This window comes from Loktanella sp. PT4BL, from assembly GCF_003201935.1.
GTDB lineage: Bacteria > Pseudomonadota > Alphaproteobacteria > Rhodobacterales > Rhodobacteraceae > Yoonia.
Genome location: NZ_QJJL01000001.1, coordinates 470,490 through 492,682, shown reverse-complemented (window position 1 = coordinate 492,682; position 22,193 = coordinate 470,490). Strand labels below are relative to the sequence as shown.

Here is a 22,193-nt window from a genome sequence, read left to right as displayed (position 1 = left end):
ATTTGCTTTATCACTGTTGAAAAACGAGGAGAGCAAAAATGCACCGCAGGCACTTTATCGCAACAGGTTTGTCCGCTTTGGTTTTGCCACAGATGGCCAGCGCAAACGCCGCAGGTTTTCCGAACTGGATCGCGGGCTTTCGCAGTCGTGCGCGCAATGCAGGGATTTCTGATCGCACCTTTGACGCGGCCTTTGCCAATGTGAGCTATCTGCCCGACAGTATCGAACGCGACCGGAATCAGGCCGAATTCGTGCGCCCTCTGGCTGATTATATGGCCTCAGCTGTGTCCGAGACCCGCGTCACCACAGGGCGCGAAATGGTGCGGCGCTATTCCAATGTGCTGGCCCAGATCGAGGCACGGTTTGATGTGGAGCCCTCGGTCGTCACTGCCGTTTGGGGTATGGAAAGCAACTATGGGTCGCGGCGCGGCGACACGCCCTTGATCTCGACCCTTGCGACACTGGCCTATGACGGGCGGCGCGGGGCATTCTTTGAAAGCCAGCTTATCGCGGCTTTGAAGATTTTGCAGAACGGTGATGTGGCACCAGCCAATATGACAGGGTCCTGGGCCGGTGCGATGGGGCATACGCAGTTTATTCCCACGTCCTATGAGGCTTATGCCGTGGATTTCACCGGCGATGGGCGGCGCGACATCTGGGCGGATGATCCGACTGATGCGCTTGCCTCGACAGCGGCCTATTTCCGGCGCTTCAACTGGCGCAAAGGCCAGCCTTGGGGGGTCGAGGTACGCCTGCCGCAGGGGTTTGACTTTGAACAAACGGGGCGGGCCGTGACGCGCAGCCCTGCTGATTGGGCGCGCGGTGGTGTCGTGGGTGTCGATGGGCGGGCGGTGCCGAACTACGGCGATGCGACCCTGAGCACGCCAACCGGCGCGGGTGGTCCTGCCTTCATGCTGTTCCGCAACTATGATGTGATCAGCCGCTACAACAATGCCGAGGCCTATATCATCGGTGTCGGCCACCTGTCTGACCGTATTCGCGGCGCGGGGCCGTTTCAGGCGGCCTTTCCAGCCGATGAGCGCCGCTTGCGTCGTGCCGAGCGGCGTGAGTTGCAGCAGCGGCTGACAGATGCGGGATTCTCGACAGGGGGTGTTGACGGGCGGATCGGCCCGAACAGCCGTGCCGCGATCCGCGCCTATCAGCGCGCCGTTGGCCTGCCCGCTGACGGGCATCCGTCTTTTGCGTTATTGCAAAGGCTGCGCTGAGCAGGTCCCACCCTGCATGCATGTGGTGAGCGCATCCAGAACGGCCTGCGTGGGTTCCTCAAAGATGCGCCCGCCGCAAGGGCCGGCCTCAATGGTCAGCGGCGGATCGGTTGCTTCGACGAAATAGACGGCATCAACGCCGCTTTGGGCCGTCCCGCACCACGGACCGGCACAGCCGATTTGGAGCATCAGATCCGTGACATAATCGATCGTAAAGCCGTCAGGCGACAGGCCGTGCCCAATGAAACGTGCGGGGATCGGCTCTGGCGTGTGCATCTGTTTTTCCATCACCGCAGGCGGCAAATGTGCTTCGTTGAATGACAATTGCCCGTAAAGCACGAAATAGGTTTCGGGTGCATCCGCGAGCTGCTGGAACGTCATCACAGGATCGGGACGCATACAGCTCAGCGCGTGGGCCTGAGCGCCCAAAGAGGCAAGGGCCGCGGCAAGAAGTAAGGGTTTCATCTGGGTGATCCTCTGTTTGGCTTCAGGCTTTGACGTATTGTACTTTCAAATCCTTCAGAAAACCTTTGGCAGCTTCAGAGTTTCGGGCCGAATTCCGCCAGGACCTGCTCGTAAACCGCGCGCTTGAAAGGCACGATGCTTTCCACCAGTTGATCAGGGGCCATCCATTGCCACGCGGTGAATTCGGGGGTTTCGGTGTCCAGATTGATCTGGTGATCCATCCCGTGAAACCGCATCAGGTACCATTTCTGCTCTTGCCCGCGATAGCGGCCCTTCCAGATGTTTGGCACCAGATCAAGGGGCAGGTCATAGCGGATCAGGCCCGCACTCTCGGCCTCGATCGTGACGAGTTTTGGCGCAATGCTGGTTTCTTCCTCCAGCTCGCGCAGGGCCGCGTCACGACAGTTTTCGCCTTTGTCCACGCCACCTTGGGGCATTTGCCATGCGTCGGTATCACGGTCTTTGCGCTGTGCAACAAAAACATGTCCGCGCGGATTGGCCAGCATGATGCCGACGCAAGGACGATAGGGCAGGTCTGCAATCTCTTCAGGGGTCATAAACGGGCCTTGGTGTTTCATGGGGCGTGCCTTTTTGGTTTGGCCCAAGATTAGGGTCATTGCCAGCGGTTATGCGATAACAAGCCGCGTTTCATGGCGGATGCGGGCAGCAATCCAGCGCAAATGGTCAGGGCGAAACGCCACACACCCTGCCGTGGGTCGCCCGGGACCACGCCAGGCGTGCAGGAAGATCGCCGAACCGCGCCCCTTGACCGCATAGGGCCAGTTCCAGTCGGTCAGGATCACCAGATCATACATCGGATCAGCACGGCGCAGGCGTTCATGGCTGTGCGGATACGGCGCGCGGACCATGAGGTTATAGTCCTCATGTTTGGGATCATCCGACCACAGATCAGAGGGGCCAATCGGCAGCGCCCAATCCGCAGGCCGCGCCATGCGGTCAGGGCGGTAGAGCATCCCCACAAGGCGATGCGTGCCGCGCGGTGTCGCGCCATCGCCCTCTTTCTTGCGGGCCGTCAGCCCGCCGCGCCCGATGGTACAGGGAAATCGGCGGTTCAGAAACCGCAGGTGCGTGGGGGTCAGGACTAGGTCGGTTTGTTTCATGCCCGAGAGATAGCGAAGGAAAGAAGACGTGTCAGCAGACGAAAACCTCTTTGTCGAAGGCACCCTGTTTGACGCTGGCCTTGCGCAAAGCTAGGAACCGAACAGGCGACATGCGACTGACGGCTTGGCTGTTATTTCTCAAGAGACTGTAAATGGATAATCTGACGACCGGACAGTGCCTGTGTGGTGCTGTGAAATTCCGCATATCGGGAGAATTCGAAAGCTTTTTTCTGTGTCATTGCGGGCGTTGCCGCAAGGATACAGGGTCAGCCCATGCAGCCAACCTGTTTTCGTCCACGGCAAAGATAACGTGGTTGTCAGGCGAGGAAAACGTTAAGGAATTTAGACTTGGCGGAACGCAACACAGAAAGTGCTTTTGCACGAATTGTGGCTCTGCGCTGCCATTTTCTCAGGCGAATGATGGCGTGCTTGTCGTGCCAGCAGGGTCACTTGATAGCCCGACCGGCATACGACCCAATGCGCATATATGCTTTGCCGATCGCGCCCGCTGGGACGATGATCTTGCCGCCCTCGAAAGGATCGACGGGCTGCCCGGCTGAAAAATTGATCCGCTGGAGCACCTTATCGATTAACTGAATGACAAAGTGGCAAACGCGGGATTTGGCCTGTCTGATCGACATCGGAGAGTTACAACAAATGCCCCGATTTCGCGGCTTTTGTGGCAAGATAGGCGTGGTTATGCGCGTTCCCGCCCACCTTGAGCGGCACGCGTTCGGTGACTTCGATGCCGCAGTGTTCCATCCGCGCGACCTTGGCGGGGTTGTTGGTCAGCAACCGCACAGCCTTGAACCCCATCCGTTTGAGAATTTCCGCGCCGATCCGGAAGTCACGTTCATCGTCCTCAAAACCAAGGCGATGGTTTGCCTCGACCGTATCAAAACCCTGGTCCTGCAGAGAATAGGCGCGCATTTTGTTGGCAAGACCAATGCCGCGCCCCTCTTGGTTCAGGTAGAGCAGTACCCCTGCCCCCTCCGCCCCCATCTGCGCCAGCGCACCGCGCAGTTGCGGGCCGCAGTCGCATTTCAGTGACCCAAGCAGATCACCGGTGAAACAGGCCGAATGCAGGCGCGAGAGCACAGGTTTGCTGCGGTCAGGTGTGCCGATTTCGACGGCATAATGTTCTTCGGCCCCGTCATCGGGGCGGAAGATGTGCAGGCGTCCGGCCTCGGAGACCTCAAGCGGAAGCCTGGCCGAGATGATCGGATGCAGGGGGCTGAGGCCTGTGTCGAGGGCCGCATCACCAGGGATCAGCGTCAGATTGTTCTGGCTGGCAAAAGCCGCTGCATTTTCCAATGGCAAGACGACAGCGGCGGGCAGGAGGCGCGCAGCTTTGACCAGCGCAATGGCGGCGCGGTGCAACTCGGCCGGACCGTCGCGCAGGGTTTTCAGCGGGCCTTTCATGGGCGCGCGCAGATCGTCAGCGGGGTCTGCAATAGCGCGGACCCAGTTGATCGTCGCGTCGGGTGGCAAAAGAATCCGCGCGATATCGCCGTCATAGGCGCGCGCCTTGAGGGTCTCGGCCCGTCGCCCTGTTACGGCCAGTACCGCCGGTCCACCCAAGGCGCGCAGATCGGCCAGACGGGCCGCATCCAGAGTTTCGGCAGCCAGCACCAGCGCGCTGCCTTCCAGCACAACGGGCACGCCCATGCGCAGGTCAGCGCGGGCGCGCGCCAGTCGTTCAGTAATGTCGGGGCCAAATGCCATCTGCGTCCGCCTGTGATTTGTTTCAACAAATAGCCGTTTGCGCCGGAAAGTGAAACATTTGCACGAAAAATCACACGTCCGTGTGAAAGGGTGAAGGGATTGGTTGTCCCGGACGTATCAAGAACACAAATCTAATTGCGTAACCAAGGAGGATGTCATGGGACAGCTCAAAAAGATTCTATTGGTCGATGATGACGATGACCTGCGCGAAGCGCTGGGCGAACAACTGTTGATGACCGAAGATTTTGACGTCTTTGAGGCAGACGATGGTGCCAACGCGATGATCAAGGCCAAAGAGGGCCTTTATGACTTGATGATCCTCGATGTGGGTCTGCCGGATACCGACGGGCGCGAACTTTGCCGCCTGATGCGCAAGCAGGGCGTGAAATGCCCGATCATCATGCTGACCGCGCAGGACAGTGATGCCGACACCATTCTGGGCCTTGACGCGGGCGCGAACGACTATGTCAGTAAGCCATTCAAATTCCCCGTACTTCTGGCCCGTATCCGCAGCCAGTTGCGCACGCACGAACAGTCCGAAGATGCTGTTTTCCAGCTTGGGCCATATACATTCAAACCCGCCCAAAAGCTGCTTGTAACAGAGGACGACAAGAAGGTTCGCTTGACTGAAAAAGAGACAAATATTCTGAAATACCTGTACCGTGCGACGGACGGTGTTGTCGCCCGCGACGTGCTTTTGCATGAGGTTTGGGGCTATAATGCGGGCGTGACAACGCACACATTAGAGACACATATTTACCGTCTTCGCCAAAAAATAGAACCAGATCCGTCAAATGCGCGCCTTCTTGTGACCGAATCCGGGGGCTATAGATTGGTTGCGTAGTACTCCGACCCGGTGATTTTGGTCCTTTCCCTCCCCTAATCACCGGGTCCCAGGTTCCCGCCGGAGATCGGGTTATATCTCCACCTCCCTGTTGGACTTGCCCGGGCTTCGTGCCCGGGCGTTTTTTTTGGCGGTGGCAATTTTCAACACGCGCCTTACCTTTTGTTGTGAACAACAGGAGACGAAACATGAAATCCGCCAAGCATTTTCTCGAAGAAGCCAACGCACATGTTGTGCGCATCACCGCCGAACAGGCGATTGCAAAACATGTCGAGGGCAAAGCCACCTTTATCGACGTGCGCGATAGCGCTGATATCGCAGAATCAGGCACGATTGCCGGTGCGCACCGCGTGCCGCGCGGGTTTATTGAGTTTGCAGCTGATCCGGAGATGCAGTTCCACAACCCGATTTTCGACAAAGACGCCGAGCTTTGCCTTGTCTGTGGCGCAGGCGGACAGGCCGCATTGGCCGGCAAGACGCTCAAGGACATGGGATACAAGAACGTGATCAACGTCGGCGGTATCGGCGACTGGAAAGAGGCCGGTGGCCCGACCGAAGACTAGGCCAGCGCCTGATCCCAATCGGCGATGAGGTCGCCGATATCCTCGATCCCGACGGATACGCGGATCAGGTTCTCAGGAATACCGGTGTGCGGTTCAATCGTGTGCCGGTGTTCCACCAGACTCTCGACGCCCCCCAGCGATGTCGCGCGCAAGAAGAGTTCCAGTTTCCCGACAACGCGCAGAGCGTCCTCCCGCCCCCCTTTGACAAGCACCGACATGAGGCTGCCAAAGCCGCCGGTCATCTGTTGGCAGGCAATGTCGTGGCCTGTGTGCGAGGGTAGACCGGGGTAGAATACACCTTCAACGGCGGTATGGGCCAGCAGGTGTTCCGCCAGCATCTGGGCATTCTGTGACATACGCTCAACCCGCAAAGGCAGCGTGCGCATGGCCCGCGTCAGTAGCCACGCCTCGAACGGCCCAAGGATCGCACCCGCCATTTTACGATCGGCACGGATCATGCCCCAGATCGGCGCGTCTTTGGCGCGGGTCGAAAGGACACCTGCCAGAACGTCGGAATGGCCGTTGATACCCTTGGTCGCGGAATGCATGACGATATCAGCCCCGAAATCGAGCGCGCGTGTCAGGATGGGCGTGGCGGCTGTGGCATCGACAACCAGTGTCGCATCGCTGGCGTCAGCGACCGCACGGATATCCACGGTTTTCAGCCAAGGGTTCGAGGGTGTTTCAACAAAAACCAGATCAGCAGCTTGCGACTGACAGGTGGTCACCAGCGCCTCGGCCTCCACTTCGATCAGGGTGATATCGCGCCGCGTGCAAAAATCCCTGATCCACGCGGTCGTGCCCCAATAGATCCCTGATTGGACAATCGCCGTCCCGCTATTGGGTAAGGTCCGGAACACCGCCGCAATTGCAGCCATACCTGACGGGAACAGGAGTGTCTCTTCCGCCCCTTCCAGTCTGCGCAAGACCTCTTCAGCCTGACGTAGATTGTCCGAATCCGCCCGCGAATAGATATTGTCGGGACGGACCAGCGCATAGTCAGCGCCACGCAGGTAGGTAGTGGACGGCTGCAGCGCAGGCACAACACCGCCAGATTGAAGATCAATGGCTCCGGCGGCATGCGCTGCGATTGTGGCGGGCTTTTTTGTACTATCCATTTCGCTATGTGGCGCAGAGCGACAGGCGAATGCAAGAGGTGCTTGTCAGCCGTCTGCGGCTCATTGCGCTATGGGCAAGGCGCGACAATGTAAGTGCCATCACCGCGCGCATAGGCGCATTGCTGTGTCGCGTCGTTTTGCGCAACGATTGTCCCCGCAGCAGCACCCGCCAGTGCGGCAATCAACCGCCAGTCGCGGTTGGCATCAAACATATCAGCAGTGATCAACCCAGCAGCGGCGCCGCCGGTCATGCCGACAATCGTCCGTTGCTCGGTTGTCAGGTTCTCGCAGGCGGGCACCGTCAGAAAGGTCACACCAGCGAGTGTCATCGCAATAATCTGTTTCATGGCTTTGCTCCTTTTTGCCTTGCGACCTTGCGCGCCTGTGCGGCGCCCGCAGATCGCGCGACCTTTCTAGCCATGTGTTCCGGATCGGAATTGATATTACGCAATTGCTCCGGCGTGTTGCCCGGGATCAGAACCCTAGGTGACAAAGGCGTCGCGGCCATAACCTTGCAGGAAGAGCAGCGCTGTCAGATCACCGTGATTGATGCGGATATTGCATTCGGCCTGCACGGCCGGTTTGGCATGCAAGGCGACACCGGTGCCCGCCAGTTTCAGCATCCCAAGGTCATTGGCCCCGTCGCCGACCGCCAACACATCTGCGGCTGTCAGACCGAGGCGCGAGGTGATTTCCTGCAAGGCGGTCACCTTGGCCGCTTTTCCCAGAATCGGCCGCCCGACATCGCCTGTCAGCTTGCCGTTCTCGGACAACAAGGTATTGGCGCGATTCTCGTCAAACCCGAGTGTTGCCGCAACACGCGCCGTGAAAGCCGTGAAACCACCCGACACCAGTGCCGCATAGGCCCCGTGCGCTTTCATGGTCTGCACCAGTTCATAACCACCGGGCATATGCGTGATACGCTCATCCAGAACCTGCTCGATGATCTCGACAGGCAGGTCCTTAAGCAGGCCGACACGCTCGATCAGTGCCTCTTCGAAATCAAGTTCGCCATTCATGGCGCGGGCGGTGATATCTGCCACGCGCGCGCCGACCCCCGCCTCGGCGGCGAGTTCGTCGATACATTCCTGCCGGATCATCGTGCTGTCCATATCGGCCAGCAGCATCTTTTTGCGCCGCCCCTCATGGGGCTGGATCACCAGATCGACGCAGGCGGCTTGCAGGTCGGCCCAGACCTCCCACTGGTTGTCCGGCACGGTCGGAATCGCAAATTCAGCGGCCTCGTCAATGGCCAGCCAATTCACATCCCCGCCGCCCCATGCGTTGCGCAGGCTATCAACCAGCGCCCCATCCAGATTGCGTTCTGTGGGTGTTGTAATCAGTGTGACAACCTGCATGGCGGACCTCATGGCAATATTGCCCAAGGTCTAGCGCCACAGCAGGCAGGGTGCACCCCTAAAAGTCGAAAAGTTCGCTGAGGAAGCTTTCGCGCTTTTTCCTGGGGCGGTAATCGTCATGGCCGCCACGCGTATCACGCGGTGGGGGCGGTGGTGTCGCGGCAACAGCGGAGCGTTCAATGATTTTGTCCAGCTCGCCGCGATCAAGCCAAACACCACGGCATTCGGGGCAGTAATCAATCTCGACACCGCTGCGGTCAGAGATAACGAGCGTTGCGCCGTCAATGGGACATTTCATAAGGCGATCCTTTCTACATTGCTGCAAGGTAGATATGTGCCGCTTGCGGCCATGCAACTGGTGCGGCGGAAGGCCGCGCAGGTTTCCGATGGGCGACAGCAGTGTCGCAAAAATCGTCTCATCCGCCGAATTCGGTTCATTTCGCTCTTGCCGCAGCGCGTGACCCAATCTATCTGCGGCGGTGGGACACCCTTCCCCAACGAAGGGCGCATATCTGTGAGGATACCAGCAATGGTTATGACCAAACCGGCAACGCGGCCGGCTAATCCGCGTTTTTCTTCCGGCCCCTGTGCCAAACCCCCCGTCTGGAAATTGGATGCATTGCGTGACGCGCCTTTGGGCCGTTCACACCGTGCGGGCGTCGGCAAAGCCAAGCTTGCCGAGGCGATTGACCTGACGCGCGAAATTCTGGGCGTTCCTGCGGATTACCGCATCGGCATCGTGCCCGCCTCTGACACCGGCGCCTTTGAAATGGCGATGTGGTCGCTCTTGGGCGAACGCCCTGCCGAAATGGTGGCATGGGAAAGCTTTGGTGCGGGCTGGGTGACCGATGTGGTCAAGCAGCTGAAAATCGAGGCGACTGTTCATACCGCCGAATACGGCGAGATCGTCGACATGGCGGCGCTGAATTACGACAATGACGTCTGCTTTACATGGAACGGCACGACCTCTGGTGTGCGTGTCACCTCTGGCGATGTGATCCCTGCAGATCGTGCGGGTCTGACGCTTTGTGATGCGACCTCGGCCGCATTTGCACAGGATCTGCCTTGGAACAAGCTCGATGTAACGACATTCTCCTGGCAGAAGGTGATGGGTGGCGAAGCGGCCCACGGGATGCTGGTTCTGAGCCCCCGCGCCGTTGAACGTTTGGAAAACTACACCCCCGCATGGCCCCTGCCCAAGATTTTCCGCATGACGAAGGGGGGCAAACTGATCGAAGGCATTTTCCGTGGCGAGACCATCAACACGCCCTCCATGCTGGCCGTTGAGGATTATCTGGTTGCGCTGAAATGGGGCCGCTCGATCGGTGGTCTGGATGCGCTGATACACCGCGCCAATGCGAACGCGCGGGCCATCTGGAATTTCTGCGCGGACAAGCCGTGGATCGCGAATCTGGCGGTTGATCCGGCGACACGGTCGAACACATCCGTCTGTCTGAAGTTCACCGATGACCGGATCAAGGATGGCGCGGCATTCGCCAAAGCTGTGGCCAAACGGCTTGAGGCCGAGAATATCGCGCTTGATATCGGTGCCTACCGCGATGCCCCTGCCGGTCTGCGGATCTGGTGCGGTGCGACGGTGGAAACCTCGGACATCGAGGCGATGCTGCCGTGGCTGGAATGGACGTTCGAGACCGAGATCGCCAATCAATAAAGCAACGCCGCCCCGGATTTAATCCGGGGCCTCCCCCTTATCGCAAGAGGTCCCGGATCAGGTCCGGGACTGCGTTTCAAACAAATCAAGGAGCGGCACGATGGCCCCCAAAGTACTTATCTCTGACAAACTCTCTGATGCAGCTGTGCAGATCTTCAAAGATCGCGGCATTGACGTGGATTTTCAGCCCGACCTTGGCAAAGACAAGGACAAATTGCTGGAAGTGATCGGCCAATATGACGGTCTGGCGATCCGTTCCGCCACAAAGGCGACCGAAAAAATCATCGCAGCCGCGACCAACCTTAAGGTGATTGGCCGCGCGGGTATCGGTGTGGACAACGTCGATATTCCGGCGGCTTCCAAGAAGGGTATCATCGTGATGAACACACCCTTCGGCAACTCGATCACCACGGCCGAGCATGCGATTTCCATGATGATGGCCGTTGCGCGCCAGATCCCGGAAGCCAACGCCTCGACCCACGCTGGCAAATGGGAAAAGTCGCGCTTTATGGGTGTCGAGCTGACCAGCAAGACGCTGGGTGTGATCGGTGCGGGCAACATCGGTTCTATCGTGATCGACCGCGCGCTGGGCCTGCGCATGAAGGTTATCGCCTATGATCCGTTCCTGTCCGAAGAACGCGCCACTGAAATCGGTGTCGAGAAGGTCGAGCTGGATGAGCTTCTGGCCCGGTCCGATTTCATCACGATGCACGTGCCGCTGACCGACCAGACCAAGAATATCCTGTCGAAAGAAAACATCGCGAAGCTGAAAAAAGGTGTGCGGATCGTTAACTGTGCCCGCGGCGGTCTGGTGGACGAAGAGGCGCTGGCCGAGGCGTTGAAAGCCGGTCACGTCGCTGGTGCCGCCTTTGACGTCTTCGCGGTGGAACCTGCGACCGAAAGCCCGCTGTTCAACCTGCCCAACGTCGTTGTCACCCCGCACCTCGGGGCCGCGACCACCGAGGCGCAGGAAAACGTGGCGCTGCAAGTGGCCGAGCAGATGTCGGACTATCTGCTGACGGGTGCCGTGCAGAACGCACTGAACATGCCGTCAGTGACAGCCGAAGAAGCCAAGATCATGGGTCCGTGGATCAAGCTGACCGAGCATCTGGGTAACTTCATCGGCCAGATGACGGATGAGCCGATCAAGGCGATCAACATCCTGTTTGACGGTCAGGCCTCCGAGATGAACCTCAAGGCGCTGACAGCGGCAACGATTGCAGGGATCATGATGAAGGCGAACCCTGACACCAATATGGTCAGCGCCCCTGTGATCGCCAAAGAGCGCGGCATCAAGGTCTCGACCACCAAGCAGGACCAGTCCGGCGCGTTTGAAGGCTATGTCAAAGTCACCGTTGTCACCGAAAAGCGCGAGCGTTCGGTTGCGGGGACTGTCTTCAGCGATGGCAAGCCACGTTTCATTCAGATCAAAGGCATCAACATCGACGCCGAGATCGGTGAACACATGGTTTATACCACCAATGAGGACGTGCCGGGCATCATCGGTCTGCTGGGGTCGACGCTTGGCGCGCATAACGTGAACATTGCGAACTTTACCTTGGGCCGTGCGGCCGCAAAAGGCGAGGCTATTGCCCTGTTGTATCTTGATGAACCTGTCCCGGCCGCGGCGGTCAAAGCGCTCGAGGACACAGGATCGTTCCAGCAGGTCAAGCCGCTGACGTTCAACGTCTGATCGGTATGATGATGACCCCCATTTACGCGATCGGTGACATCCACGGCCAGAAACAGATGCTTGATCACGCGCTTGCGCTGATTGCGGCAGACGGTGGCGACGATGCGCAGATCGTGTTCATGGGAGATTACACAGATCGCGGCCCGGACAGCCGGGCCGTGATCGAGACCCTGATGGCGGGCCGTGATGCGGGGCGCAACTGGGTCTTTCTCAAAGGCAATCATGACCGTTTCTTTACGCGGTTTGTCCGGCAAGGGCTGCAGCATGATCCGCGCGTTGCTTCCGGTATCAGCTGGCTGAACACCCGTCTGGGTGGCACTGCAACGCTTGCATCATATGGCGTAAAGGCCGAGATGCGTTTTACAACTGATCGCAAAAGCGGGCTTGAGTTTCTCAAGTCCTGTCTGGGTCCGGACGGCAAAACGGATATCGCCGGATTGCAAGAGCTGGCGCAGCGCGCGGTGCCCACGGCGCATCTGGATTTTCTGGACGGCCTGCCGCTTTGGTACGAGACCGAGGAGCTGCTTTTCGTCCATGCAGGTATCCGCCCGGGTTTGCCCATTGCAGCACAAGACCCCGAGGACCTTTTGTGGATCAGATCACCATTTCTGGAAAGCACCGAGGATTTTGGCAAGCTCGTCGTACACGGGCACACCGCGCTCGACTATCCGCAGCATTTTGGCAACCGTGTCGATCTGGATGGTGGTGCGGGCTATCATCGCCCGCTGTTTCCGGCTGTGTTTGAGGGGCGTGACTGCTGGATCTTGACAGGCCATGGCCGTGTTGCGCTCACACCCTGACCGAACATGCGCATTGGCCCGGCGCCACGCTGCCTATTCGCCCTTTTGCCGCAGCCCCAACTGCCGTAGACCATCGTCATGCCCATTGAATTTACCAGCCTTGACGCGATCCTGAACCACGGGTTTGACACCGTGATCGACGTGCGTTCACCCGCCGAGTTTGCCGAGGATCATATTCCGGGCGCAATCAACCTGCCGGCCCTGTCAAATGAACAGCGTGCGCAGGTTGGTACAATTTACAAGCAGATCAGCGCATTTGATGGCCGCAAGATCGGGGCGGGCATGGTGATCCGCAATGTGGCAGATCACATCGATGGGCCGCTGATGGACAAAGACGGGTCTTGGCGCCCGCTGGTCTATTGCTGGCGCGGCGGGCAGAGGTCAGGGGTGTTCTCGTCCCTTCTGTCCGAGATCGGCTGGCGGTCGCAAACCGTCAAAGGCGGCTATACGGCGTTCCGGCGCTTGGTAAAGGCCGGTCTCTATGACGTTCCTTTGGCGCATCGTTTTATCCTGCTGGACGGCTATACCGGCACCGCTAAAACCGAGATTTTGCCGCGCCTCGTCGCACGTGGCGTGCAGGTCATTGATCTGGAGGGGCTCGCAAAGCATCGCGGGTCGCTTTTGGGGGGCATGCCCGGGGGGCAGCCGTCACAAAAGGCGTTCGAGACGCGGCTGGCCACGGCACTGAACGCGTTGGACCCTGCCCGCCCCGTGGTGATCGAGGCCGAAAGCAGCAAGATCGGGCGGATCGTGCTGCCTGCTTCTGTGTGGTCCGCGATGCTGGAGGGACCACGGATTGTGATCAAGGCCCCGATGGGCGCGCGTGCGGGTTATCTGGCAAAGGCCTACCGTGAGGTGATTGAAGATCCTGATGTGGTGGCCGCGAAACTTGCACCGCTGCGCCGTTTGCGTGGTCATGCCACGGTTGACCGCTGGATTGCGCTGTCGCAAGCGGGGGCTTTGGTCGATCTGTCACATGCGCTGATGGTCGATCACTATGATCCGTCATATGCTAAATCGCGCCGCATTGATGAGCGCGAGGTTCTGGCCGAAGTGACCGCCGAAACGCTGGATGACGCTGGCCAGGAACGTGCCGCAGATGCCATTGCAGCCGCTGTTACTGCGTTCTGAAGACCTGATCTGCGGTGATTTCGCCGATGATGCTGGCGGTGTAGCCCGCTTTCTGGAGCTTCTTGAGCGCCGCATCGGCTGACGCGGGCGCGACGGCGGCCAGCAATCCGCCTGCAGTCTGCGGATCAAACAGCAATTCGATGACAGGCCCCTCGATCGGGCCAGCACCGATGCGATTATCCGCGAACAGCGATGATCGCACACCTGATGCTGACAGCGCCAAGGCGCCTTGCATCAACGGAATCGCATCAAGGTCCAGCAGCACACCCACGCCCGACGCATCACAGATCCCGCGCAAGTGCCCCGCAAGGCCAAAGCCGGTGATATCAGTCATCGCGTGGGCTTTGCCCAAGATCACCGAGGCTGCGGCCTGATCCTGTGTCATGAGGTCAAGACAGGCCATCACGTCGGCACCATTCGCCTTGCCCTGCATGTCAGCGGCCATCACCGTGCCACTGCCGATAGGTTTGGTCAGGATCAGTTTGTCGCCCGGTTTTGCGCCGGCCAGCGTAATCGGCATTTTCGTCAGACCGGTGATCGTGAACCCGATGGTCAGTTCATCACCGAGTGACGAATGCCCCCCGATGATCTTGGCGCCTGCTTTGGCGAAGACCTCAGACGCGGTCGACATGATCTCTGTCATCGTCCGTTCCTGCAAGGCGGCCGACATGCGCGGCAGGATCAGGCTTGCGGTGGCGGCCTGCGGTTTCGCCCCCATCGCCCAGATATCGCCCAGCGCGTGGACCGCCGCGATGCGGGTCATCACCACCGGATCATGTGTCAGCGCGCGCAGGTGATCGGTGCTCATGACCTGGCCGGGCTGCACTTCGGCGGCATCATCGCCGAAATGATCCGCCAAGACGTGCTGCAAGGCGACCCGCCCCACCTTGGCCCCGCAACCGCCGCACATGGGCTTGTCACCCAGCGCCTCTTTCACACCCAGCGCCGTCTTGCGCGGCAGATCAGGGGCCGCCATCGGTGCCAGTGTTTCGAACTGGTCCATGAATTTGCGGTCGATATAATCTTTGAGCTTCCACAACAGCGGGCCTTCGCGCGCAGTGCCAAACTTTTCGGCCAGCGCCGATTTTGCGCCCAGCGAGATCAGTTTGAGGTAGTCGCGTTGCGGCCTGTAGGGGCGCAGGGTGTCACCGGACAGGGCGGCGCGCAGGTTCGCAAACAGGATCGGCGCCTGACGCACCGCATAGACTCCTGCTTTGGGGCGGGGGTTGTCACGCAGATGCGCGCAGTCCCCGACCGCGAAAATTGCTGGATCGCTGGATTGCAGATTGGCATCCACCGTGATGAAACCCTCATGCAGATCAAGGCCCGTTTGCGCGATCCAGTCGTGCGGCTTTGCGCCTGCTGCCCCTGTCGTGAAATCACTGCGGATCGTGCGGCCGTCACGCAGCACAAGACCTTCTGCAAAGATCTCGGTCACCTCGGCGTCTTCGGTGATTTCGATGTTGTTCGCAGTCAGCGCCGCAATCATTTTCTGGCGCGCCTTATAGCCCAGCGCGGTCAGGACGCGGCTGCGGTCAAGCAAGCGGACCGACGGGGATTTATCGCGCAAGGCATGGGACATGGCCATGGCCAGTTCGGCACCTGCAACGCCGCCTCCGATGATTGCGATATGCGGGGCATTGGCAGAAGCGCGGAAGCTGTCCCAGCGCGATGCGAAGGTGCCCAGCGGCTTGGCGGGGATCGCATGCGCCGTAAAGCCGGGCAAATCGGGCATCGCAGAGGTGATACCGATATCGACCGAGACCACATCATAGGCGATGGGCGGACGGCCTGAAACCGCAACGGTTTGCGCATCCTTGTCGATGCCAGTGGCGTAGCCGTCGATGATCCGCGCACCAGCAAAGCGGGCCAGTTTCACCAGATCAATATCAAGCTCATCTCGGGTGTAATGCCCTGCAACAAACCCCGGCAGCATTCCCGAATAGGGCGCAGTTGGTCCGGGATTAATAACCGTTACCCGCACACCCGGCAAAGGATTCATGCCCCATTTGCGCAGCACAAGCGCATGGGTATGACCGCCGCCAATCAGCACGAGGTCGCGGGTCAGGGGGATACTGTTCATACCTTGTTGTAGCGGGGTCGCTGTCAGGGGGAAAGCCACTGTCCTTGCCAATGACGATCACGTGAGAAACCGGCACGGCGATGGTCAGTCCCGAGGTGGACAGCGTCGATGGTCGTGACATGGCATTGCAGTACGGCGAAGGTCTCCGGATCGGGCGATTTGACATAGTCGAGCGCTGTCGTGATCGGCTGACCAGGGGGCGGTGTGACACCGTAGGATTGCCGGGCATGATCGGGGATTTTCTCCCAAAGTGCACGGGTCTGCGCGCCCGAGAGGATCGTCACTTCGGCCTGTAGCCTGATTTGCAGGTTCTGCTTGGCATCCCAGATATGCAGCGCTGCGCGGGGCAAGGCCCGCAGGCTCTTGATCTTGTCGGAATAGAGATCCGTATGGACAGTGACGGCCCCCGCCGCGCGATCAGCAGACCGCAGCACAACTGTGCGCGCCTCCGGCCACCCTTCGGGTGACACAGTTGCAAAGGTCGGGCGGCGCGCAGGATGCTTGGCATCAGCAACACCGCGGCCCAACGTGCCCCAGAGTTTGTCCCAGATGCCGTCTGTGGTTTCGAACCAGTCACTCATAGCCCGTCATCTCCAAGTATCCGATACCCTCATGGCTGCCCGTGACTGTGACAGGGCCTTCCCAATACGGCACGCTTGTTGCCATCCACGCGTTCTCATTGATCGCGGCAACGGTCACATCGACACCCTGGGCAGGCAGTTCCACACGCCAGCGCACGGGCACATCGCTGTCATTCGTGGCAAGGGGTGTCGCGACCAATGCGCCGTCAGTATAGGGCGTTGTCTGCCCGTCAGGCGTCATCCAGGTGGCAGAGGTAAAGTTCTGGCCATCGGTCTGTTGCAGGCGGAACCCCATCATTTTGTTGCCATCGTCGAATGACAGCGAGAACCAGTCCCAGCCCGTCTGGTTTTCCGCCAATGGCTGTGATGACCATTCACGGTCAAGCCATGCGTTCCCTGTCACCGCGACATCGCCCTCGGGCAGTTGCAGGGTGCCTTCGATGGCAAAGAACGGTTGCGAATAATAGTAGGACGCCTGCCCTGCGGCAGATTTCACCGAATAGCCGCCTTCTCCGTGAAAAATCAGCGGGCCTTGGGCCGTGAGCGCCATGTCATAGGCAAAATCGGCTGCACTTGCAGTCATGTGCAGGGTGTTCCAGTCGCCTGTCAGTGCCCAGTCGTCGATCCAAGCCTCAAATGGGTCCGCCGTCACCCCTGCCTGTCCGATCCCGCCGCGGGCCAGCCGTTCGGCCACATAGTGATTATCGGGTGTCGTGACCGCCGCGTGTCCCATCCACAATTGCGGTGCGGTCCAGCCATCGCCCGCCCCGGGCGCGAGGGCAGAGCGGAACAGGGTCCATTGCAGCCCGTAAGGCGTGCCGTCCGCCGCTTCAAGATTGGCGGTCAGATACCACCATTCGATTCGGTAATCGTTATGCGCGCCGTGATCGGTAGGAAAATTGAATTGCGGTTCAGGTTGCGGAACAGAAAAGCCTTCGGCCTCTGTGCCCAGACCGGCAAAGCCTTGTGCCAGCGCCGGCATGGGCAGGCAGAGAGCAAGGAAAAGCGCTTTAACGTTCATTGGAAAATACCTTGAGCAAATCCGCAGGGGGTGTCCGCGCCAGCCTGCGGGCAGGCCAGAGAGCGGCAAGCCCTGCCGCCAGCAACGCGAAAACCCCCATGCGGGCATAGTCCAGCGGGAATAGATACATCGGCAGCTTCCATCCAAAGGCCGCCACATTCACCACCGCGAGCAAAGCCCACGCAAGCGCAAGGCCCAGTGGCAAGGCAACGACAGCCGTAAGCAGGGCGAGCATGATCGCACGGACAAGTTCAAGCCGCCCGAGTTGCTGACGTGTCATGCCCATGGCCCATGCAGGGGCCAGTTGCGGGACGCGCATGCTGGCAAGCGTCAGAAGGCTCATCAGGATGGCGAATCCGGCGACCGCAAGGGTGAGGATGTTCAGGGCGGTTGTGACGGTAAAGGTGCGTTCGAAAATCGCCAGCGAGATTGCCTTGATGCCTGCTTGGTTGACGGTTTGGGTCGCGGCAATGCCTGTTGCGGCTTCCAGCGCGTCAACAAAATCCGGCACTGCTTCGGGGTCCATCCGCAGGCCAAAGTTTTGGGGTGCGATGTCGGGGTAGAGGGTGGCGAAAACCTCTTCGCCGATCACCGCCTGCCCGATCGGGTTGCCATAGTCGCCGTAGACACCTGCGATGGCAAAGGCGGTGTCTTGCAGCGTGATTTCATCGCCTACCATCAGGTTCGCGCGGCGCGAGAGTTGTTCGTTGATCAGCACCGTTTGCCCTGAGAAGGTACTGCCCCACGGATCGCGCGTTTGCTGCAGGAACACCCAATTGTCACGGTAGGTGGCATGGTCGCGCGCGCCGTAGACCTCGGTCGGTTGACCCGCCACTTCGGTGTCAGCGCTTTGGATCGGCAGGATGATGTCGGTGCGGGGCGTGGCAAAAGTGATCAGGGCCGCGGTTTGCGCGTCGCTTTCGGTGCGCACGTAAAGCTCGGACGCCAGTCTTTGATCGAGGAAATCAGTGAAGGTCAGGCGGAAGCTCGACACCATGGTCGAGACACCGACATTGGCAGCCATCGCAAGCAGCAGCGCCATCAGCGCAAGCGACAGGCCCGGCAATTGCTGGCGTGTATCAGCCCAGAACCACTGGGCGGTGACGGATCGGGCAAGTCTGCTTGCGAGTGCAAGGAGCCGGTCAAGGATGATAGGCAAGGCAAGCGCCGCCCCGATCAAAAGCGCACCCAGCAAGAGAAAGCCGCCGATCATGCCGGTTGCGGTGAACATCAACACGCCCGAGAGCATCAGCAAAATCGCGGCCGCGATGCCCTGCAAGACCGCGCGCCGCCCTGCAGCCATCGCTAACGCACGGGGCTGGGCCGCCGCAAGCAAGGGCATTTGCGACATCTGATAAAGCGCACCACCCGCAGCAAGCGCCGTGCCGCCCAGTGCAATCGCCATACCGGAAAGCCACCATGACGGGCGCAGTTGCAGCGTGCCGGAAACATCGGCCCCGTAAAGCCCGCGCAATGTGGCCGCAACATCGGGCAGTAGCAGGGCTGCGATCACATAGCCAAGCGCCACGCCGATGACGCCTGCAATCAGGGCAAAGAGCATGAGTTCCGCGCCTAAGAGCAGGATCAGGCGGCGCAGCGGTAGCCCCAAGGCACGCAGGGTGCGCACCACAGGGCGGCGCTGTTCGAAGGCGAGGCCAATCGCGCCGTTGACGATAAAGATGCCGACAGCAAAAGAGAGCAGACCAAAGGCCGTCAGGTTCAGGTGAAAGCTATCGGTCAGCCGTGCGATATCGCTCCCGCCCTGGGCGGGCTGCAGGGTCAGTTTGGGGGCAATGGCATCAAGTGGGGGACGCCCGATAGGTTGACCGCGCAGGACGATCAGACTGTCAATCTGGTCTGGTTTGGACAGCAGGCGCTGTGCCACGCCGATATCTGTGACAGCAGTGTTGGGGGCCACATCCGGTGTGACGACGATGTTGAGGCCTGCAAGTTGTTCCGCGACCTCGTAATTGGCGAAAAGCTGGCCCTCACCTGTGAGGAAAGACGTAAGGTCTGTTCCTTCCTGCAACGATACCGGCCCCACCCCGCCCGGCGCTGTCAGTGGCTCAACCCCGATGATCCGCACGCCATCAAGCCGCCCCTGCACCACGGGGCTGACCAGCCAACCTGCACGTCGCAGGGCGACATAGGTCTCCTGGGTCATCGGTTGCCCGTCTCGGCGCACAAGCCTGTCGTATTGCCCCTCACCCAAAGTCGCAGCGGCGGCGTCATAGCTGGCACGCGCCTCGGCGTTGACAGCTTGCACGCCGGACCAGAGTGCTGTGGCCAGCGCCAGCCCCGCCAGCAACGTGAAAAGCTGCAACGGATTGCGCCACCAATGTGACAGAAGCGCGTGAAGGGTCGTTGTGGTCATGCCACGCGGCCCGCCCGCAGATGCAGGCGCCGCGACACGCGCGCGGCAAGGCCTTCGGAATGGGTGACCATCAAAAGGCCTGCGCCTGTTTCGGCGACAAGTTCGAGCATCAGGTCAAGAACGGTGCTGGCAGTGGCCTCATCGAGGTTGCCGGTGGGTTCATCGGCCAGCACGACACGGGGTTTCGTGGCCAATGTGCGGGCAATCGCCACGCGCTGCTGCTGGCCACCCGAAAGCTGTTCGGGGTATTTGGCAAGGTGGGGTGTCAGCCCCATACGTGCGGCCAATGCAGCGTCCCAATCTGGGTCATGACGGCCAGCCAGACGTGCCTGAAAGGCGATGTTATCGGACACACGCAGGCTGGGGATCAGGTTGAACTGCTGGAACACCACGCCGACGGTGCCCCGCCTCAGGGCGGCGCGACCGGCATCATCGAGGGCGGCCATATCACGCCCTTCATGCAGGATTTTGCCGCTGTCGGGTGTATCAAGACCGCCGATCAGGTGCAGCAACGTGCTTTTGCCGCTCCCGGATTCGCCTGTCAGCGCCAGTGTCTCGCCTGATGCCAGCGTCAGGTCGATACCGCGCAGCACGTCAAAAGGACCATCAGCGGTGTGGTAGGTTTTATGAATATCTTGAACGGTCAGTAACATGTTTTTCGCGCCTCTGGGCTAGAGGTAACGCACCTGCCGCAGAAGGAAACGCCTATTGCGTCGATTCGGTCTGCTGCGGTGCCTGTGCGATCAGTTCGACGCGATTGCCCACAGGGTCAGACACGAAAAACCGTGTGACATCCGGCAGTGCCGTGTCCCACTTCACGGCAAGGCCCGCAGTTTCCATCCGACCGGCCAAGGCTGCGATATCGTCAACCACAAAGGCAGGGTGTGCCTTTGTGGCGGGGTGGAAATCAGGATCAACGCCAAAATGACATTCCAAAGCGCCCGTCCGCGCCCAGAACCCACCACGCCCTTGCAGTGCGGCGGGTTTCGCGACCTCTGTCATGCCAAGCAGGTCGCAATAAAAAGCACGCATGGCATTTTCAGCGCCTGCAGGCAGCGCCAACTGGATGTGATCAAGTGCGACGATCATTTTACCTCCCTCATGACGCCAGCGCGAAACCTTTACGCTCACACAGAAGCAGGACTTTCGGACTGATGCACCAGATTTGCCGTGACGTTCTGCTGTTTCTTTTTCTCCGCAACGATACGATCATTCCAACTGAAAGAGAAAGGGGCTGACATGACCGAGATCGTAATATTGGGTGGGGCGCGGACGGCAATCGGGACCTTTGGCGGGTCTCTCGCAGGAACGCCCCCAATTGAACTGGGCACGATTGCAGCCAAAGCCGCGCTTGAACGTGCCGGTGTTGACGCCGGCCAAGTGGGGCATGTGGCGTTCGGACATGTGATCAATACCGAACCGAAGGACATGTATCTCAGCCGTGTCGCTGCCATGAATGCAGGGATCCCTGAGACAACACCGGCGATGAACGTGAACCGCCTCTGCGGATCGGGCGTGCAGGCTATTGTGTCGGTCATGCAGTCGCTGATGCTGGGGGATGCCGATTTTGGCCTTGCTGGCGGGTCCGAGAACATGAGCCGGTCACCCTTTATCATCTCTGATCAGCGCTGGGGTGCCAAGATGGGCGATATCCGCACACGGGATATGATGTTGGGGGCGCTGAACTGTCCTTTTGGCACAGGTCACATGGGTGTCACGGCCGAGAATGTCGCGGGCGAACATCATGTCACCCGCGCAGAGCAGGACGCATTCGCCTTGCTCAGTCAGGAACGCGCCGCCGCCGCAATTGCGGCAGGATATTTTGACAGCCAGATTGCCCCCGTTCCCGTCAAACAGCGCCGCGAGATCGTGGATTTCATGACGGACGAACACCCCAAGGCCACGACATTGGAGGCGCTGTCCGGACTGCGCCCTGTGTTCCAGAAAGACGGATCGGTCACGGCTGGCAATGCCTCGGGCCTGAACGACGGGGCGGCGGCGATTGTGCTGGCGACAGCCGACGCGGCGGAAAAAGCAGGTCTTACGCCGAAATTCCGTATCATCGGGTATGCCCATGCCGGTGTGCGGCCAGAGGTTATGGGCATCGGTCCTGTGCCCGCCGTGACCAATCTATTGACGAAAACAAAGCTGACAGTGGACGATTTCGATGTGATTGAATCGAACGAGGCCTTTGCATCGCAGGCTTTGGCGGTATCCAAGGAGCTTGGCTTTGATCCGGCCCGCGTGAACCCCAATGGTGGCGCGATTGCGCTGGGCCACCCAGTGGGGGCGACGGGTGCAATCATCACAGTGAAAGCAATGTTTGAGCTGGAACGTACCGGCGGCAAGCGCGCACTGATCACGATGTGCATTGGCGGCGGTCAGGGGATTGCGCTGGCGATCGAGCGGATCTGACGG

Annotated in this window: 23 protein-coding genes; 9 read left to right on the top strand and 14 right to left on the bottom strand. The window is 59.9% G+C overall.

The window, feature by feature from the left end; translation table 11 throughout:
- The first annotated feature begins 38 nt into the window (after positions 1–38).
- A complete protein-coding gene (locus C7964_RS02380) occupies positions 39–1,226 on the top strand; it encodes a lytic murein transglycosylase (protein ID WP_110278076.1) in 1,188 nt (395 codons plus the stop codon).
- On the opposite strand, the gene C7964_RS02375 is transcribed toward C7964_RS02380, so the two are convergent.
- The 3 genes from C7964_RS02375 to C7964_RS02365 all read right to left on the bottom strand — a co-directional run bounded on the left by C7964_RS02375 (position 1,206) and on the right by C7964_RS02365 (position 2,812).
- On the bottom strand, positions 1,206–1,691 hold the full coding sequence (locus C7964_RS02375; protein ID WP_110278075.1) for a hypothetical protein: 486 nt from the start codon (positions 1,689–1,691) through the stop codon (positions 1,206–1,208). The two genes, C7964_RS02380 and C7964_RS02375, sit on opposite strands and share 21 nt — an antisense overlap.
- Before the next feature lie 74 nt (positions 1,692–1,765).
- A complete protein-coding gene (locus C7964_RS02370; protein WP_286163716.1) occupies positions 1,766–2,269 on the bottom strand; it encodes an RNA pyrophosphohydrolase in 504 nt (167 codons plus the stop codon).
- Between the two features lie 48 nt (positions 2,270–2,317).
- Positions 2,318–2,812, bottom strand: a complete 495-nt coding sequence (locus C7964_RS02365) for a L,D-transpeptidase family protein (protein ID WP_110278074.1) — start codon at positions 2,810–2,812, stop codon at positions 2,318–2,320.
- 152 nt (positions 2,813–2,964) lie between these two features.
- Here C7964_RS02365 and C7964_RS02360 point away from each other — a divergent pair, with 152 nt between their 5' ends.
- Positions 2,965–3,372: a GFA family protein gene (locus C7964_RS02360; RefSeq protein WP_110278073.1), complete on the top strand. Its 408-nt coding sequence runs from the start codon at positions 2,965–2,967 to the stop codon at positions 3,370–3,372.
- Between the two features lie 88 nt (positions 3,373–3,460).
- On the opposite strand, the gene ribA is transcribed toward C7964_RS02360, so the two are convergent.
- Positions 3,461–4,537: a GTP cyclohydrolase II gene (ribA, locus tag C7964_RS02355; protein ID WP_110278072.1), complete on the bottom strand. Its 1,077-nt coding sequence runs from the start codon at positions 4,535–4,537 to the stop codon at positions 3,461–3,463.
- Positions 4,538–4,694: 157 nt separating this feature from the next.
- Between ribA and C7964_RS02350 the strand changes: the two genes are divergently transcribed.
- Entirely contained in the window at positions 4,695–5,381 is a 687-nt protein-coding gene (locus C7964_RS02350) for a response regulator transcription factor (protein WP_055295822.1), read from the top strand.
- 188 nt (positions 5,382–5,569) lie between these two features.
- Positions 5,570–5,944, top strand: coding sequence for a rhodanese-like domain-containing protein (locus tag C7964_RS02345; RefSeq protein ID WP_110278071.1), 375 nt, complete (start codon positions 5,570–5,572; stop codon positions 5,942–5,944).
- On the opposite strand, the gene C7964_RS02340 is transcribed toward C7964_RS02345, so the two are convergent.
- The 4 genes from C7964_RS02340 to C7964_RS02325 all read right to left on the bottom strand — a co-directional run bounded on the left by C7964_RS02340 (position 5,941) and on the right by C7964_RS02325 (position 8,718).
- Complete coding sequence (locus C7964_RS02340; protein ID WP_110278070.1) at positions 5,941–7,062, bottom strand: trans-sulfuration enzyme family protein; 1,122 nt, start codon at positions 7,060–7,062, stop codon at positions 5,941–5,943. The genes C7964_RS02345 and C7964_RS02340 overlap by 4 nt on opposite strands.
- A 68-nt stretch (positions 7,063–7,130) precedes the next feature.
- Positions 7,131–7,409: a YMGG-like glycine zipper-containing protein gene (locus C7964_RS02335; protein ID WP_110278069.1), complete on the bottom strand. Its 279-nt coding sequence runs from the start codon at positions 7,407–7,409 to the stop codon at positions 7,131–7,133.
- A 135-nt stretch (positions 7,410–7,544) separates the two neighbouring features.
- Positions 7,545–8,420: a phosphoserine phosphatase SerB gene (gene serB, locus C7964_RS02330; protein ID WP_110278068.1), complete on the bottom strand. Its 876-nt coding sequence runs from the start codon at positions 8,418–8,420 to the stop codon at positions 7,545–7,547.
- Positions 8,421–8,478: 58 nt separating this feature from the next.
- Positions 8,479–8,718 (bottom strand): TFIIB-type zinc ribbon-containing protein, encoded by a 240-nt coding sequence (locus C7964_RS02325; RefSeq protein ID WP_110278067.1) that lies wholly within the window; start codon positions 8,716–8,718, stop codon positions 8,479–8,481.
- 231 nt (positions 8,719–8,949) lie between these two features.
- Between C7964_RS02325 and C7964_RS02320 the strand changes: the two genes are divergently transcribed.
- The 4 genes from C7964_RS02320 to mnmH all read left to right on the top strand — a co-directional run bounded on the left by C7964_RS02320 (position 8,950) and on the right by mnmH (position 13,716).
- On the top strand, positions 8,950–10,092 hold the full coding sequence (locus C7964_RS02320; protein ID WP_110278066.1) for a phosphoserine transaminase: 1,143 nt from the start codon (positions 8,950–8,952) through the stop codon (positions 10,090–10,092).
- 100 nt (positions 10,093–10,192) lie between these two features.
- Entirely contained in the window at positions 10,193–11,785 is a 1,593-nt protein-coding gene (serA, locus tag C7964_RS02315) for a phosphoglycerate dehydrogenase (protein WP_110278065.1), read from the top strand.
- A gap of 11 nt (positions 11,786–11,796) precedes the next feature.
- Entirely contained in the window at positions 11,797–12,585 is a 789-nt protein-coding gene (locus C7964_RS02310) for a metallophosphoesterase family protein (protein WP_110278527.1), read from the top strand.
- 78 nt (positions 12,586–12,663) lie between these two features.
- Positions 12,664–13,716, top strand: coding sequence for a tRNA 2-selenouridine(34) synthase MnmH (gene mnmH / locus C7964_RS02305; RefSeq protein WP_110278064.1), 1,053 nt, complete (start codon positions 12,664–12,666; stop codon positions 13,714–13,716).
- On the opposite strand, the gene selD is transcribed toward mnmH, so the two are convergent.
- The 6 genes from selD to C7964_RS02275 are packed head-to-tail and all read right to left on the bottom strand — an operon-like array spanning position 13,703 to position 20,864.
- A complete protein-coding gene (gene selD, locus C7964_RS02300; protein ID WP_110278063.1) occupies positions 13,703–15,799 on the bottom strand; it encodes a selenide, water dikinase SelD in 2,097 nt (698 codons plus the stop codon). The two genes, mnmH and selD, sit on opposite strands and share 14 nt — an antisense overlap.
- 23 nt (positions 15,800–15,822) lie before the next feature.
- Positions 15,823–16,380, bottom strand: coding sequence for a pyridoxamine 5'-phosphate oxidase family protein (locus tag C7964_RS02295; protein ID WP_110278062.1), 558 nt, complete (start codon positions 16,378–16,380; stop codon positions 15,823–15,825).
- Positions 16,373–17,401 carry a lipocalin-like domain-containing protein gene (locus C7964_RS02290; RefSeq protein WP_110278061.1) on the bottom strand — a complete coding sequence of 343 codons (1,029 nt, stop codon included), beginning with the start codon at positions 17,399–17,401 and terminating at the stop codon, positions 16,373–16,375. Before C7964_RS02290 ends, C7964_RS02295 begins: the two co-directional genes overlap by 8 nt.
- The gene (locus C7964_RS02285; RefSeq protein WP_110278060.1) at positions 17,391–19,775 is read right to left on the bottom strand and encodes an ABC transporter permease; all 2,385 of its coding nucleotides are present in this window, start codon (positions 19,773–19,775) and stop codon (positions 17,391–17,393) included. Before C7964_RS02285 ends, C7964_RS02290 begins: the two co-directional genes overlap by 11 nt.
- A complete protein-coding gene (locus tag C7964_RS02280; RefSeq protein ID WP_110278059.1) occupies positions 19,772–20,428 on the bottom strand; it encodes an ABC transporter ATP-binding protein in 657 nt (218 codons plus the stop codon). The genes C7964_RS02285 and C7964_RS02280 overlap by 4 nt, the downstream gene beginning before the upstream one ends.
- Before the next feature lie 52 nt (positions 20,429–20,480).
- Entirely contained in the window at positions 20,481–20,864 is a 384-nt protein-coding gene (locus tag C7964_RS02275; RefSeq protein WP_110278058.1) for a VOC family protein, read from the bottom strand.
- A gap of 150 nt (positions 20,865–21,014) precedes the next feature.
- Here C7964_RS02275 and C7964_RS02270 point away from each other — a divergent pair, with 150 nt between their 5' ends.
- Entirely contained in the window at positions 21,015–22,190 is a 1,176-nt protein-coding gene (locus tag C7964_RS02270) for an acetyl-CoA C-acyltransferase family protein (protein WP_110278057.1), read from the top strand.
- Positions 22,191–22,193 lie beyond the last annotated feature (3 nt).

Coding starts and splice junctions, on each gene's coding strand:
- C7964_RS02380 (WP_110278076.1), top strand. CDS start 39: ATGCACCGCAGGCACTTTATCGCAACAGGTTTGTCCGCTTTGGTTTTG.
- C7964_RS02375 (WP_110278075.1), bottom strand. CDS start 1,691: ATGAAACCCTTACTTCTTGCCGCGGCCCTTGCCTCTTTGGGCGCTCAG.
- C7964_RS02370 (WP_286163716.1), bottom strand. CDS start 2,269: ATGAAACACCAAGGCCCGTTTATGACCCCTGAAGAGATTGCAGACCTG.
- C7964_RS02365 (WP_110278074.1), bottom strand. CDS start 2,812: ATGAAACAAACCGACCTAGTCCTGACCCCCACGCACCTGCGGTTTCTG.
- C7964_RS02360 (WP_110278073.1), top strand. CDS start 2,965: ATGGATAATCTGACGACCGGACAGTGCCTGTGTGGTGCTGTGAAATTC.
- ribA (WP_110278072.1), bottom strand. CDS start 4,537: ATGGCATTTGGCCCCGACATTACTGAACGACTGGCGCGCGCCCGCGCT.
- C7964_RS02350 (WP_055295822.1), top strand. CDS start 4,695: ATGGGACAGCTCAAAAAGATTCTATTGGTCGATGATGACGATGACCTG.
- C7964_RS02345 (WP_110278071.1), top strand. CDS start 5,570: ATGAAATCCGCCAAGCATTTTCTCGAAGAAGCCAACGCACATGTTGTG.
- C7964_RS02340 (WP_110278070.1), bottom strand. CDS start 7,062: ATGGATAGTACAAAAAAGCCCGCCACAATCGCAGCGCATGCCGCCGGA.
- C7964_RS02335 (WP_110278069.1), bottom strand. CDS start 7,409: ATGAAACAGATTATTGCGATGACACTCGCTGGTGTGACCTTTCTGACG.
- serB (WP_110278068.1), bottom strand. CDS start 8,420: ATGCAGGTTGTCACACTGATTACAACACCCACAGAACGCAATCTGGAT.
- C7964_RS02325 (WP_110278067.1), bottom strand. CDS start 8,718: ATGAAATGTCCCATTGACGGCGCAACGCTCGTTATCTCTGACCGCAGC.
- C7964_RS02320 (WP_110278066.1), top strand. CDS start 8,950: ATGGTTATGACCAAACCGGCAACGCGGCCGGCTAATCCGCGTTTTTCT.
- serA (WP_110278065.1), top strand. CDS start 10,193: ATGGCCCCCAAAGTACTTATCTCTGACAAACTCTCTGATGCAGCTGTG.
- C7964_RS02310 (WP_110278527.1), top strand. CDS start 11,797: ATGACCCCCATTTACGCGATCGGTGACATCCACGGCCAGAAACAGATG.
- mnmH (WP_110278064.1), top strand. CDS start 12,664: ATGCCCATTGAATTTACCAGCCTTGACGCGATCCTGAACCACGGGTTT.
- selD (WP_110278063.1), bottom strand. CDS start 15,799: ATGAACAGTATCCCCCTGACCCGCGACCTCGTGCTGATTGGCGGCGGT.
- C7964_RS02295 (WP_110278062.1), bottom strand. CDS start 16,380: ATGAGTGACTGGTTCGAAACCACAGACGGCATCTGGGACAAACTCTGG.
- C7964_RS02290 (WP_110278061.1), bottom strand. CDS start 17,401: ATGAACGTTAAAGCGCTTTTCCTTGCTCTCTGCCTGCCCATGCCGGCG.
- C7964_RS02285 (WP_110278060.1), bottom strand. CDS start 19,775: ATGACCACAACGACCCTTCACGCGCTTCTGTCACATTGGTGGCGCAAT.
- C7964_RS02280 (WP_110278059.1), bottom strand. CDS start 20,428: ATGTTACTGACCGTTCAAGATATTCATAAAACCTACCACACCGCTGAT.
- C7964_RS02275 (WP_110278058.1), bottom strand. CDS start 20,864: ATGATCGTCGCACTTGATCACATCCAGTTGGCGCTGCCTGCAGGCGCT.
- C7964_RS02270 (WP_110278057.1), top strand. CDS start 21,015: ATGACCGAGATCGTAATATTGGGTGGGGCGCGGACGGCAATCGGGACC.